We start from the raw sequence: 12,770 nt of genomic DNA, 5'->3' as shown, positions 1-12,770 counted from the left end.
TTTGGACGTAAGCGCTACGCGAATTGGTTTGAAGGCTAACTACAGTTTCATCTGCCCTCGGGTTCCAGAATATCGCGATAATTCGCTTTAAGGGTTGGAGATTCTTCCACCCCGCCGTCTAAGATCGGTCGTGATCTCGTACGAAGACTTCGCCAAAGTCGATCTCCGGATCGGCACGATCGTCGCCGCCGACGCTTTTCCGGAAGCACGGAAGCCGGCGTACAAGCTGACGATCGACTTCGGCGAGCTCGGAATTAAGCGTTCCAGCGTCCAGATTACGAAGGTGTACGCGTTGGAAGAGCTGGTGGGGAAGCAGGTGATCGCGGTGGTGAATTTCCCGCATAAGCAAATCGGGCCGTTTCTTTCCGAATGCCTGGTTTGCGGCTTTGACCGCGCGCCCGGCGAGGTCGTCCTCGCGCAGCCGGGCGAGCCGGTGCCGAACGGGTCGAGGATGTATTAAGCGTGGCACTGGCATCTTGCCAGTGGGTCCCTAGGGCTTCCAGCCCTAGGCCCATTCACATGCCCTGGAAGGGCATGATACACACGGGCCGGAGCCCGTGCCACGTAGGAGCTAGCCGGCGGTGACCTTCGGCGTAAAGCTGGTCCCGCAGCCGCAGCTTCGGGAGACGTTTGGGTTTTCGAACTTGAAGCCGCCGCCGATCAGGTTGCCGGTGTAGTCGAAGGTGCTGCCGTTTAGGTAAACGGCCGATTTTTTATCGCAGGCGATGGTCAGACCATCGATCTCCAAGTAGAGGTCGATCGGGCGACGCACGGTGTCCAGCTTCGTCACGTACTCGAAGCCGCTGCAGCCGCCACCTTTGACTCCCAGCCGCAGGAACACGTCGGGCCGGCCATCTTTGGCGAGCAGCCGGCGGATTTGGGCGAGAGCGGCGGGAGTGAGGGTGACCGGGAAAGTTTCTTCCATAAATCTATCGGGTTGCCCTTTGAGGGACCGCGAAGAGGGTGACGTTGGAGACCGGCTTGGGGGTTTCCGACGCGAGGAGGTCGGCGAGGGTGATCCGGTCCACGACTTGGTCGACCGCGCCTTGGATGACTTGCCAAAGAGACCGGACCGAACAGTCGATCGCGTGCGTGCAAAGGGCGTTCTGACCGGCATGGCGGTTGCAGAAATCGTCGTCGTAAAGCTTTCCACCGAGCGCGGCGAGCACCGCGCCAACGGGGATCTCCTCGGGGGCCCGAGCCAATGTGTACCCCCCAAGCTGGCCTCGGGTAGCGCGGACAAAACCTTCTTTGCGGAGGATCATTAGGAGCTTGGCGACGTGGGTCTGGCTAAGCGCCTCGACCTCGCTGATCTGAGGAATGGTCATGCTGTCGCCCGGCATCAGCCGCGCGATCTGCAGGAGACATCGGAGCCCGTATTCTTCCTGGGCGGAAAACTTCAAGCAGCCCTCATCAATCTAGTCCCAACATCATTCGGATATCTTCCGGCATTCGGTCGATCGTGAACGGCGGGTCCCATGTGAGTTCCACCGATACCTTTCCTACGCCGGGAGTCTGCCTTGCGGCACCCTCTACCTCGCCGGGAAGGGTTCCCGCGACGGGACAGGCAGGCGAGGTAAGGGTCATTACGATATGAACGTTCTTCGCCTCATCGACCTGAATGTCGTAGATCAGACCTAAATCATACACGTTAACTGGGATTTCCGGGTCGTAAACGGTCCGGATCTGCTCCGCGACTTCGTTCGCGAAGAGCGACCGCTGGATCGGATTCAGCGGTTCGGCGGGTGGAGTTTCGATTCGTTCAGGCATGAGGGGTCAGGCGTTCGGCTTTAGGGCGTTGGGCGCTTGGGCGCACTGAAACGAGAAGGCCCTTCTATTACGGCCGGCCCAGACGCTGATGAGGGCTTGAATTGGAATCGTCACTAACGCTGTAGAGGAGGCATTAAGCACAGCGGCGTGCACGGCGCTGGAGGAATCGGCGCCGAAATGCAACGACCAGTAAGCAGCGATCGCGAAAGCCGGCACAAGTTGTCCGCACATTCCGCCTGCGATTAACCGTGTCTGGAGGTTTATATCCCACAGGTATTTGCGCAGTGTCGTCACCCAAAGCGCGGAGGACAAGAACGTGACAAGCATGACGACGAGAAATTCGCGCCCGTTATTGGCCGACTCAAAAAAGCCGTTCCCGTACGTTATGGCGATCGTTGGCACTGCGTGACATAGGATTAGCAAGCCCAGCGGCTCAGGGTCAATCGCAGATGGATCTTGCTCGCGAATGTCACGCACACCTAGGCGTCGACGCAAATAGAGTGAGTCGACAAGATAGGGGGCGATGATGCTTTGAACGATCAGGGCTGGAATGGCGGCAAACATCAGTGCAAGGCCGGCTGGAGCGAGCAGACCGATTGCAGAAGTGTGGATGCCGTTTTGCTCGCACTGCCACAAGAACGCCGCGAAGAAGGGGATCGCCAGGGCGCAAACGGCTCCCGCGCCGTGACAACCTCTCAAAATCCGCGTCGAGAACGTACCCACGAGGGTCCAAGAGACGAACGAGGAAAACAGGTAGAGCAGAAAGATTCCCTTCGGAGTTGGGTACCCGTAGGTCGTCATTCGGTACAAAACGTGCCCCACCAACGCCGTTGGCAAGGTGTGGATCACAACCTGCAAAGCGAACATCTGCCTTCGCGTCACTCTGTGCTCACCTCGCCGCCGCCTTTCATCGCGGCGTGGAGCGTGTGCCAGGGGAGGGTGGCGCACTTGATGCGGACCGGGTACTCGCGGACGCCGGCGAGGACTTCCAGGTCGCCTAAATCGGGGTGGGGGTGGCCTCGCCGGTCTCGGTGACCATCGACTGGAATTCGCGGAAGATGCTCTCGGCCTCGGCCAGAGTCTTGCCTTTTACGGCTTCGGTCATGAGAGAGGCGCTGGCTGTAGAGATGGCGCAACCTTGGCCGTCGAACGAGACACCGGAAACTACGTCACCGTCCATTGTCAAGTACACGGTCACGTTGTCGCCGCAAAGCGGGTTGTGACCTTCGGCCGAGCGGTCGGCATCAAGGAGCGCCCCGCGGTTTCGCGGGTGACGATTGTGGTCGAGGATGACCTCTTGATATAACTCGCGCAGGTCAAAACTCATTCGAACATCGCATGGACCTTTCCAACTGCTTCTACGAGTCGATCGGCCTCTTCGTACGTGTTATAGAACGCAAATGAAGCGCGGGCGGTTGCCGGGACGCCGAGCCGCTTCATCAGCGGCATGCAGCAATGGTGGCCAGCGCGAATCGCGATCCCCTCTTGATCGAGGATGGTGCCGATATCGTGCGGGTGGGCCCGTGCCAAAACGAACGACACGATCCCCGCCTTTTCGGTAGCGGTGCCGGTAATGCGCAATCCAGGAATTTCCAGCAACCGCTCGGTCGCGTATCGAGCGAGCCCGATTTCTTGCTCGTGAATCGCCCCAAATGCCGCCGCTAAATTAGAACGCAGTCCTCCCTCCGCACCTTGCGCCTCGCGCCCTACGCTTGCGATGTAGTCGATCGCCGCGCCCAGGCCGATGACGCCTGCAACGTTCGGTGTCCCCGCCTCGTACTTGGCCGGCAGGTCGGCGTAGGTGGTTCCTTCGAACGCCACCGTGCGGATCATGTCGCCGCCGCCGTGGTAAGGGGGCAAGGCCTCCATCAAATGCTGCTTGCCGTACAGCACGCCTACTCCGGTCGGAGCGTAAATCTTATGGCAGCTCAGGGTGTAGAAGTCCGCGTCGAGATCCAGGACGTCGATCAGGGAATGCGGTCCGGCTTGCGCTCCGTCTACCAGGACAAGGGCGCCGGCCTCGTGGGCCATACGCGCAATCTCCTTTACCGGGTTGATCGTCCCCAGGGAGTTGCTGATATGAACGACTCCAACCACCTTTACTCTCCCGGAAGCCAGCATGTGCGCATAGGCATCCAGGTCGATTTCGCCGGCATCGGTGATTGGGATCGGATTAACTGAAGCGCCCACCCGTTCGGCGGCGAGTTGCCACGGAACGATATTGGAGTGGTGCTCCATCGTCGAGACGAGAATCTCGTCTCCTTCTCTTAGGCGGTACGGACTAGGGCCGGTAAGGCACGTAGCTACCAGGTTGATTCCTTCCGTGCATCCCTTGGTCAGGATCACTTCCTTGGTGGAGGCGGCGTTGAGGAGTACGCGGACCTTTTCGCGCGAATCGTCGAAGTGCCGGGTGGCGCGCTGGCTGAGGTAATGCACGCCGCGGTGGACGTTGGCGTTTTCGCCGGTCCAGTATTTGTCGAGCACGTCAAGCACGTACTGCGGCTTTTGGGAAGTGGCCGCGTTGTCGAGATAGGCGAGGGGATGGCCGTTGGCTTCGGTGGCCAGAATCGGGAAGTCGGCGCGTCGTACCGACAGATCGACCTTTCCCTCGAGCGCCGTCATCCAAGCACTCCCTTACCCATCGCCCGCCGAAGCGGCTGCAGCGCCACATCGATCGGCTGTTTGCCGTCTAAACGGATCGCACAGCAAGGCTTTTCGAAATCGCGAATCAACTTTTCCAAGTCCTCGGTTGGGTACCGGCCGTCGGCCCGCCTCCGGATCTCGTCGATCGGGGTGTCCACCCAAACCCAAACCGGCTCGGCGCCCGCGTCCAAGGCGGCATCAAAGACCGGATCGCGTATCCAGGCAGCGTAATTTGTATCGTCCCACACGACGTTCCGGCCCTGGGCCAAGAACTCGCGCATCCGTTCGTTGGCGATGCGGTGGGTCTCGAGCCACTCTCCGCCGGGGACGGAGTTGCCGTGGAGGCCGAGTCCGCGGGCGCGGTTTATTTCATTAAGTGAAATAATGACGTAGCCTTCAAGAGCGAGGGAGGTGGCGAGGGCGGTTTTGCCCGAATAGGGAAGTCCACAGAGAAGGACGGCGGTCGGTTTCATTCGGCTTGCCTGGCGCAATGCTCGACGAGCATGATCCACTCCCGCCGTTGCGCGTCGACGAGGTGGGGTGGGTTGTCACGAAAGTGACTCGCGACCTCGTCGGTGAGGGCAGTGGGGTCGAGGCCAAGTCGGGTCGGCAATGAGCCCGCTCGGCGAAACCAATATTTTGCGTTGGAGAAGTCCCCTTCCCGGCGGTGCATGATGCCGTGCCAGAAAGCGCCTTCCTCAGATTCTATACCTTGAGAAACATTATGCGACCGATTTAGGTCGTCGACATACAGCCAAATTGCCGCTTGCAAGGGCGGGGGAACGGATTCCGCCATCGCTCCGGCAACCAAAGCCGGCTCGCCTGCCTTCGGCCCGCTCGGCACGAGCTCGGTCATCATCGATTGAAGCGGAAACGCCCCAAGGAGAGACTCAAGCTGACTGGCGACGAGAGCACTCATGCTTATTTCTACTCGGCCGGAAGCTCCTCCGACTCGGATAATTTAGCGTATAGGACCTTCTCCAGCGCCTCTCGGGCATCGGAAATAGTGATTTTTTCCAAGACTTCCGCCGCAAAGGCGTAGACCAGCATCGCCTCCGCCTGCGCCTTCGGAACGCCGCGAGCTCGCAGATAGAAGAGGGCGTCCTCTCGAAGCTGCCCGATCGTCGCGCCGTGCGTACACTTCACGTCGTCGGCAAAGATCTCGAGCTGAGGCTTGGTGTTGAAGGTCGCGGTGGGGGAAAGGAGGATCGCCTTGTTCGTCTGCTTCGCGTCGGTCTTCTGGGCGTCTTCGTAGACGAAGATCTTGCCGTTGAACACGCCCACCGAGCGGTCCCGCAAGATCGCTTTGTACACTTCGAACGAGTTGCAGTTCGGCTTGGCGTGGTCGATGCGAGTGTGGTTGTCGACCACCTGCTCGCCGGTTCCCAGGCTCGCCCCGTTTAACCACGTCTCCGTGTGCTCGCCGTTCAGCCAGACGTTCAGATCGTTGCGGACGATTTTGCCGCCGAAGTTCGCCACGTTCGACGTATAGGTCGAGTTTCCCTCCTGGTGGACCGACAGATTGGAGATGTGGACCGCATCGTCGGTCTCCTGCTGGAATCGGTTGTGCTCCAGGATTGCGTCGTCGCCGAGCCAAACCTCGGTGACCGAGTTCGTGAAATAGACGCCATCCAGGCCAAGGTAGCTCTCGAGGATCTTTGCTTCCGAATTCGCCTCGACGACGATGAGGGTCCGCGGGTGGCTGACCAGTGGGCCGTGGTCGGCTTGGGTCAGATAGAGGACATGGACCGGACGCTCCAGCGTCGTTCCCTTCGGAACGAACACGACGGCGCCCTCCCCGAGGTAGGCAGTATTCAGGTGGACGAACCGCTCGTCGTTCGACGAGCCGAGCCGGCCTTCTAGCGTCGCAATCTTCCCTAGGTGCTTTTCGACTTCCTCGGGATAGATTCCGAACGCATCCTGCAGCGAGCCGACGAAGACACCCTTTGGCAATGCGTGCGCGGTGGAAAGCTCCGGCGCGTATTGGCCATTGATAAACGCGACGGTGAAGGCGTCGATCTTTCCGAGGGAAGTTTGTTCGAGGGTGTGACGGTCGACGGTGGCGCCGTATGCGGGCTGGAAGCCGCCTTCATCTAAGACGCGTAACGAGACGTACTTGAATTCCTCGTCCTTCTGGGTGGGAATCCCCGCCATCTGAAACTCTTCGAAGGCGCGATTGCGCATGACGGACAGGGACTCCGGACCGAAAGTGGCCAAGAGATCCTTGATCAGCGCGTAATTCTCAAACAGTGAAGGACGGGGCATTGCGATGGTGGCTTGCAGCATGGGAGCAGTGAGGGCGAGTCGACTTCAGGTCACGCCCGGGCCGCTACCTCCTCCTCGATAAAGCCGTACCCCTTCTCCTCCAGCTCCAACGCTAGCTCTCGCCCGCCCGATTTGACGATCCGTCCGCCCATCAGAACGTGGACGAAATCCGGAACGATGTAGTTGAGAAGGCGCTGGTAGTGGGTGACCACGACGACGCTTCGCTCTGGACCGCGCAAGGCGTTAACGCCGTTTGCCACGATTTTCAGGGCGTCGATGTCGAGGCCGGAATCGGTCTCGTCGAGCACGCAGAGCTTCGGCTCTAAAACGGCCATTTGAAAGATTTCGTTTCGCTTCTTTTCCCCGCCGGAAAATCCTTCGTTGACCGCGCGAGACAGCATTGTCGAGTCGAGCTCCATCAACTGCGCTTTCGCGCGGATGTGCTTCATGAACTCGCTCATAGAGAGCTCAGGCTGCCCATTGTGCTTCCGGATCGCATTGAGCGCGGCGCGGAGGAAATAGGTATTGGAGACGCCCGGAATCTCGACCGGATACTGGAAGGCGAGGAAAACCCCTTCGGCCGCCCGCTCTTCGGGGTCCATGTCGAGGAGGTCTTTGCCGTCGAGCTCGATCGATCCCTTGGTGACCTCGTATTCTTTTTTGCCTGCGACGATGCTGGCCAAGGTGCTCTTGCCGGACCCGTTCGGGCCCATGATTGCGTGCACTTCGCCCGCATTAACAGTTAAATCGATGCCACGAAGGATCTCTTTATCCTCGATTCGGGCATGCAGGTCTTTAATCTCTAGCATAGTGGGTGGTTAAGGGCCCGGGAGAAGGAGGCAACGGGAAAAGATGAGACGGACGGACCCTTTCTCATTCCTACGACATTGTGGCCGGAAACTTGACCTTTCCGTCAAGTACGCCGCACTTATCGGACCTGGCCGAACAGCGATGACCGGATGCGGCGCTGGGGCCACACGTGCTCGAACGCTTCCGCGAGGATGTCCCGGTCGACTCGGCAGTACTGGCGTTGGCCACGTCGCTCCCGCACCACGAGGCCGGCATCGGCAAGCACTTTCCAGTGGTGGCTGAGCAGAGCCATGCTGATTCCCGCCCGCTGAGCGATGTGGATTCCGCATAGCTCCTCTTCTTGGGCGAGCATCTCGACCAGCTTCAACCTCGTTGGGTCCGCGAGGGCTGCGAAGATCCGGGCTCGATTCTCAACCGTCATCCGTGCCACTGACGAAATGATACTCCAAGAACGATTGTCAAATGGACGCTTGACTATTTGAGGAACCGACGGTATCATTATAGATCGAGGTACAGCGATGAGTTCAGTGATCGAAGTTAAGCAATCGGAGTTCGACCAGAAGGCCCTGCAAGCCGAGGGTTTGGTGCTAGTGGATTTCTCCGCCCCCTGGTGCGGCCCTTGCCGCCGGATGGAGCCGGAACTCGAGGCGGCCGCGCAAGAGTTCGCCGGTAAGGCGACGTTCCTTAAGGTCAACGTCGACGAATCTCCCGACGTTGCCATGCGCTACGGCGTCCAAGGAATTCCCAACCTGACGTTCCTCAAAGACGGCAAAGTCGTAGACACGGTCATCGGCGCCATGCCCAAGGCGGCGATCGTCTCGCGACTCAAAAAGAACCTCTGATTTCGCAAAACGCAGCAACAACGCAGCTGATGCTGCGTTGTTGCTGATCCCTCCCGACGCGCCGTCGGGCAGGGTCCGACCATTGGTCGGGCAATCCCCTACATGCTTCCCGGATGGGAAGCCCCGCTTGCGCGGGACCCTCCCGACGGCGCGTCGGGAGGGATCGGGCTTGCTCATCGGCGGGGAGCGGATGCTACGTTAGATACTTTAGAGGAGGGAGACTCCCGGGTGGGCGGCGGAGGCGAGGTCTAGGCCGACGGCCTGTTTTAGGTCTTGGTAAGCGAATAGGTAATCGCATGCCATGGCAGGGACGCTATATCGCTGCGCTCGCTCCAGCGCTCGACCGGCAAAGTCGAATCGCCGAATGGGGTCTTCCGAGAATTGTTGGATCGCCGCGGCGAAAGCCGCGGAGTCGTCAGCGGGGGCAAAGATGGCAACGCCATTCCACAATTCGCGTAACGAGGGGATGTCGGCGAGTACCAGCGCGCATCCTGCCAGCGCGGCCTCTAAGGCCGACAAGCCGTCCGGGTCGTACTTGGCCGGTAAGGCATAGAGGGACGCCCGCGAAAACCAGGCGCTTAATGCGCCGGGACAGAGCCGACCCAGAAAGTTAACTTCCTGCATTCTCGGCTGTCGATCCTGCGGCAGGTCGCCCGCGACGTAAACCGCCCATTCCACCTGTCGGGCCGCCTGCTGAAGAACGTTCAGATTTTTCGATTCGTCCCAACAGCGAGCGGCGGAGAGAACCAGCGGCCGCTTTCTGGCACCGAGCGGCTCCGAGCGAGATTTGCCGATCGGGATGGCTCGCGAGGGGGGCGCCACCTCATAGTTCCGTTGCAGATCGGCCAATCCGGCGAGGGTGGAAGAAACGACCATACTGGCCGATGACAAGCCGCGCTGAACCTGTTGCTTGTATTCGTGGAGATCGGGCGTGATGGCGAGGCCGGGTCGCACCGCAAGCCGCCTCGAAACGGCGTCTCCGTGCGCCACGACCAAACTTGGTACGTTCCAGGGCAACGAAGTGTGTGCGAAGCCGTTGAGGTGAACGACGTCCGGGCGAACCCGATCGGCAAGGGCTAGCAACCATTGGGCCGCCGCTTCTGTGTCGGGCCTCGACTCGGTATGGTGCAACTCCAGCCCCGGTACGCCCTGGGCTTCCTCGACCTGGCTCGTGGTAGGGGAATGGCCCATCGTCGCCAGAGTGGTGCGGACTCCGTGAACGGCCAATCCGCGAGCCAGATCGAGCGAAAACCCCCAGACACCGCCGACAGGTTCTCCCGTCATCAACACGTGCGCGATCTCATAAGACCGTCTAGCCATCTTCTTATCCCAGACCTGGGAATCCCCCGACGATTGCCCTCGGGGAATCCAGTGCGTCCGTTGACGCGAGGGCAAGCCTTTTTGTTCCGCGAAATACTAGAGATCCGAAACGAACTCTAAAGGCTCGTCGGTGACGTCCTTTGGGTCGGGCGTCCAGCCGGGCGGCTCAATCGCGCCGTACAACGCGAACGGATGGCCGCCGCGGTACGCCCAACCCTGGTCGCCATAACTCCAGTGCCAATACTCGCTGGGGTAATTCGTGAGTCCGGCGCCGGTCATCGCTTCTCTCAGTAGGTCGCGGTTTTTCCGCGCGCGATCGGAGATGCCCTCGGCGTCGAAGGCGAATCCGCGAGGATCCAGCCAATCGAATGGCGAGTGAACGTCGAGAGGACGTCCCTTTAGATCGGTCAGAGTAACGTCCATCGCGCCTCCGGTGGTATGGGGAGGCGGTACGCGTAGATTCATTGGGGCCGAGTACCGGTTGACGATGCGGGTGAGGCTGGCGTCGGTCCGGTCGGGATACAGGTCTTTGAATTGCTTCCAAACGGCGCCATACATACGGCGCTGGATCAACGGCGCCCGCCATCCCTCGATCACCTGGATTCGGAGGCCGTTCCGCATGAGGGCTTCGTTCGCGCGGCAAAGCCGCTCCGCCACTTCTTTTCTCATCACGGTCTCGCGGCGGTAGGTAAAGCGCGGGCGGTCGAGGCGAAGCTCCGGGCAAAGCTCGAGGAAATCGACGAGCGGCTCCCCGTTCTCCCGAATCGGGATCCGTCGCAATTCGGTGACCGGCTCGGCGGGGGAAATCTTGCGTCCGGCCATCTATTCGATTTTACGTGGTCGGGAGGGCGGGGAGGGTCACGCAAAGGCGCGGAGGCGCAAAGGAGGGAAGGCCTGAGAGGCCATGCCGACGGTCGGACCCTGCCAAACGGCGCGTCTGGAGGGATCGCTTTCAGGGTTACGCACCAAGTCGAGCGGCTTCTACGATAGGTTTTGGGGCGAGGTGGGTTAGGAGGATCGCTCCGAAGATTAGTGGTAGTGCCACCATCTCGATGCCGTCGATTGCGATGTCGAAGCCGATCAGTAGCGGCATGATGGCGGTGACGATTGCTTCGAGGGGTACCTCTAGTGCTAAGAGAACGAGAGTTGCGCCGACTCCTAGGGCCAACGCCAGCAGCTTCGTTCCCGCTCCGATCCGGTTGTCGCGAAGCAATCGAATTCCGAGGCGGACATCCAGCCAGCCGCGACGGTGCGCGTGCTTTGCCGCTTTTCTACCTAGCGCCCGAGAAACAAGCTTCGACATTCCACTTCTTCCACGTTCGTCCTAAGTGAAGGGTTCCGTTTTGCCAATGGACCTAGGGCGGCGGCTGGACGCTCATCGCCTTCACGAAGGCTTCGACGCTTTGGCTCCCTTCGTTTACAACGGAAACCGGCGACCAACCGCGTGGTCCGGCCGATTTGGCGACGGACAGCCACTCCTCAGCGACTGCTTTTCTCGAATCGGGCAGTGGCCATGGCTGCCCGGAATTGCTGGCCTCTCGGCGAAGGGCGGCCCAGTTGCGGAGCCAGACGTATCGGATGGAGAGATGCCCAACCTTCACTCGCCGTAGAGTTTCGGCGTCTCCGGCAGCTCTCTCCGCTTGCGTCCACAGCGACTCCGCGTTTTGTAGGATCGGTAAGGCGAGGTAAGGCGCATTAGGGCCGTCGTAGATGTGGGCCGGCCGGGTTGCCGCGGCCGCATCCATCAGGTCGACGTATTTTCCGATTGCGGTCGCCGCTTTACCGTAGTAGCCGCGGAGGAATTCGTCTCGTAGCTTACGAGGGCTCGCCTTGGGACTCCACATGAGCTGGGCCATCATCCACGCCTTCAATTCGGCCATGTCGCCGCCGTTGGAGTTGTAGTCGCCCTCTTCGAACACGCCCTTCACGCCGTTTTCCGAGAAAAACTTGAGGTTCGGACCGAGCACGCCGACATTCGGCAGCGGCTGGATGTAGTGGGCGAAATTAGTGACGTAGTCCCAAACGTAAAGGCGCTGGGTCAGACGGCTCCAGTCGCGCACGTCGTTGGCGAAGTCTTTATTGCGGGCGTGCGTCAGCGGAACTCCGAAGTCGCACTCGATGCTGCATAGCCGCACGATGACGTTAGGTCTCGGCCGAAGGGTCTTGGGCGCGTGCCGGGTGTATTGATAGGCGAGCGTATCGACGGCGACCTTTGGGAATTCGTCTTTGATTCCGTCGGCCACGAAGTTAGCTAGGGCGAGCACCGGGGCGGACTCCGACCCCTCCGCCTTCGCAAGCGCTTGGCAGACGTCGCACTGGCAAGGGTTGAAGCAGTCGTTCTGAGAGACGGACACGATTGCCGCCTTCGGATTCGCCCGTAGGCGACGCTTTACTTCTTCTAACAACACTCGCCGCATTTCGAGGTTCGTGGTGCAAAGCTGCGCGTTATCGGTGGTCCGCTTTCCGTTGATTAGGCTGTACCACTCGGGGTGGGTGGCGAAGTATTTCTCGGGTGGGACGAGCGGGTAGTAGGTGTGGACGAACCCTTCGTAGTAGGTTCCGCCTCCGTGGGCTTCGTCCAGGTTTTCCGTTTGCCCGTTGACGGCGTTGCGCATGGCCCAGTCGGGATCGAATACGTGGAACCAGAACGGCTCCCGATATTCGAAGGCCGGCTTTTCTCGGATGTTTAGCCGGGGGAGCGCTAATCCGCGTCTCTTTGGAACGGACGTCGCCCATGGAGTCCACCACCTTGTTCCGAGCCGGTCGAGAAGCCGGTATACGGCGTACACCGAGCCCCTCGGCCGCCCGCCGCCCACTACTAGATCGTCGCCTACCGTGCGGAGGATGACTTCCTCGTTGCCAAGGCGTTTCCAATCGATATCCGGGCATAGGCGCGCCGCCTGCCGACTCTGCCCGATATAAATCTTGGTCGCGGCCTTTGAAATGGGCACGATGTTGACCCCCATCTCGCCCAAGTACTTGGCCAACTCCCCGGCGGCTCGATTCTCCGCGAGGGTCGCTTCCGGAGACGGAACCACAGCGATCTGAGCCGGGGCAACGGCGATGCCGACGAAGAGTGTGACGAGTGCGACGGTGGACCTCACGAGAAAAGTATGCCGT

16 protein-coding genes and 1 pseudogene are annotated in these 12,770 nt (G+C 60.3%); 2 read left to right on the top strand and 15 right to left on the bottom strand.

What is annotated here, in order from left to right; translation table 11 throughout:
• Window positions 1–130 precede the first annotated feature (130 nt).
• Window positions 131–460, top strand: a complete 330-nt coding sequence (locus OP10G_RS02710; RefSeq protein WP_025227420.1) for a tRNA-binding protein — start codon at window positions 131–133, stop codon at window positions 458–460.
• Between the two features lie 111 nt (window positions 461–571).
• Here OP10G_RS02710 and OP10G_RS02705 read toward each other — a convergent pair whose 3' ends face one another.
• The 11 genes and pseudogenes from OP10G_RS02705 to OP10G_RS02655 form a co-directional block, all read right to left on the bottom strand.
• Window positions 572–925 carry a HesB/IscA family protein gene (locus OP10G_RS02705; RefSeq protein ID WP_025227421.1) on the bottom strand — a complete coding sequence of 118 codons (354 nt, stop codon included), beginning with the start codon at window positions 923–925 and terminating at the stop codon, window positions 572–574.
• A 4-nt stretch (window positions 926–929) separates the two neighbouring features.
• Window positions 930–1,403 (bottom strand): RrF2 family transcriptional regulator, encoded by a 474-nt coding sequence (locus tag OP10G_RS02700; protein WP_025227422.1) that lies wholly within the window; start codon window positions 1,401–1,403, stop codon window positions 930–932.
• A 10-nt stretch (window positions 1,404–1,413) separates the two neighbouring features.
• The gene (locus OP10G_RS02695; RefSeq protein WP_025227423.1) at window positions 1,414–1,770 is read right to left on the bottom strand and encodes an iron-sulfur cluster assembly protein; all 357 of its coding nucleotides are present in this window, start codon (window positions 1,768–1,770) and stop codon (window positions 1,414–1,416) included.
• A 6-nt stretch (window positions 1,771–1,776) separates the two neighbouring features.
• Complete coding sequence (locus OP10G_RS02690; RefSeq protein ID WP_025227424.1) at window positions 1,777–2,637, bottom strand: hypothetical protein; 861 nt, start codon at window positions 2,635–2,637, stop codon at window positions 1,777–1,779.
• A gap of 11 nt (window positions 2,638–2,648) precedes the next feature.
• A pseudogene (sufU, locus tag OP10G_RS02685) lies at window positions 2,649–3,097 on the bottom strand (Fe-S cluster assembly sulfur transfer protein SufU).
• Window positions 3,094–4,392, bottom strand: coding sequence for a SufS family cysteine desulfurase (locus OP10G_RS02680; protein WP_025227425.1), 1,299 nt, complete (start codon window positions 4,390–4,392; stop codon window positions 3,094–3,096). The pseudogene sufU and the gene OP10G_RS02680 overlap by 4 nt, the downstream one beginning before the upstream one ends.
• The gene (locus OP10G_RS02675; protein WP_025227426.1) at window positions 4,389–4,886 is read right to left on the bottom strand and encodes an ATP-binding protein; all 498 of its coding nucleotides are present in this window, start codon (window positions 4,884–4,886) and stop codon (window positions 4,389–4,391) included. Before OP10G_RS02675 ends, OP10G_RS02680 begins: the two co-directional genes overlap by 4 nt.
• Complete coding sequence (locus OP10G_RS23840; RefSeq protein WP_025227427.1) at window positions 4,883–5,332, bottom strand: hypothetical protein; 450 nt, start codon at window positions 5,330–5,332, stop codon at window positions 4,883–4,885. The genes OP10G_RS02675 and OP10G_RS23840 overlap by 4 nt, the downstream gene beginning before the upstream one ends.
• An 8-nt stretch (window positions 5,333–5,340) precedes the next feature.
• Window positions 5,341–6,699, bottom strand: coding sequence for a Fe-S cluster assembly protein SufD (gene sufD, locus OP10G_RS02665; protein WP_025227428.1), 1,359 nt, complete (start codon window positions 6,697–6,699; stop codon window positions 5,341–5,343).
• A 29-nt stretch (window positions 6,700–6,728) separates the two neighbouring features.
• On the bottom strand, window positions 6,729–7,487 hold the full coding sequence (gene sufC / locus OP10G_RS02660; RefSeq protein WP_025227429.1) for a Fe-S cluster assembly ATPase SufC: 759 nt from the start codon (window positions 7,485–7,487) through the stop codon (window positions 6,729–6,731).
• Between the two features lie 119 nt (window positions 7,488–7,606).
• A complete protein-coding gene (locus tag OP10G_RS02655) occupies window positions 7,607–7,909 on the bottom strand; it encodes an ArsR/SmtB family transcription factor (protein ID WP_025227430.1) in 303 nt (100 codons plus the stop codon).
• A 97-nt stretch (window positions 7,910–8,006) separates the two neighbouring features.
• Between OP10G_RS02655 and trxA the strand changes: the two genes are divergently transcribed.
• A complete protein-coding gene (gene trxA, locus OP10G_RS02650; RefSeq protein WP_025227431.1) occupies window positions 8,007–8,330 on the top strand; it encodes a thioredoxin in 324 nt (107 codons plus the stop codon).
• Between the two features lie 207 nt (window positions 8,331–8,537).
• On the opposite strand, the gene OP10G_RS02645 is transcribed toward trxA, so the two are convergent.
• From OP10G_RS02645 to OP10G_RS02630, 4 genes are all read right to left on the bottom strand, one after another.
• Window positions 8,538–9,650 (bottom strand): glycosyltransferase family 4 protein, encoded by a 1,113-nt coding sequence (locus tag OP10G_RS02645; protein ID WP_025227432.1) that lies wholly within the window; start codon window positions 9,648–9,650, stop codon window positions 8,538–8,540.
• 96 nt (window positions 9,651–9,746) lie between these two features.
• Window positions 9,747–10,472: a M15 family metallopeptidase gene (locus OP10G_RS02640; protein WP_025227433.1), complete on the bottom strand. Its 726-nt coding sequence runs from the start codon at window positions 10,470–10,472 to the stop codon at window positions 9,747–9,749.
• A gap of 136 nt (window positions 10,473–10,608) precedes the next feature.
• Window positions 10,609–10,953, bottom strand: coding sequence for a hypothetical protein (locus tag OP10G_RS02635; RefSeq protein ID WP_025227434.1), 345 nt, complete (start codon window positions 10,951–10,953; stop codon window positions 10,609–10,611).
• A 52-nt stretch (window positions 10,954–11,005) separates the two neighbouring features.
• On the bottom strand, window positions 11,006–12,754 hold the full coding sequence (locus tag OP10G_RS02630; protein WP_025227435.1) for a DUF4838 domain-containing protein: 1,749 nt from the start codon (window positions 12,752–12,754) through the stop codon (window positions 11,006–11,008).
• Between the last annotated feature and the right edge of the window lie 16 nt (window positions 12,755–12,770).

The organism is Fimbriimonas ginsengisoli Gsoil 348 (genome assembly GCF_000724625.1).
Classification (GTDB): domain Bacteria; phylum Armatimonadota; class Fimbriimonadia; order Fimbriimonadales; family Fimbriimonadaceae; genus Fimbriimonas; species Fimbriimonas ginsengisoli.
Note: the sequence above shows the minus strand (reverse complement) of the source record. Positions and strands in the feature narration are given on the sequence as shown.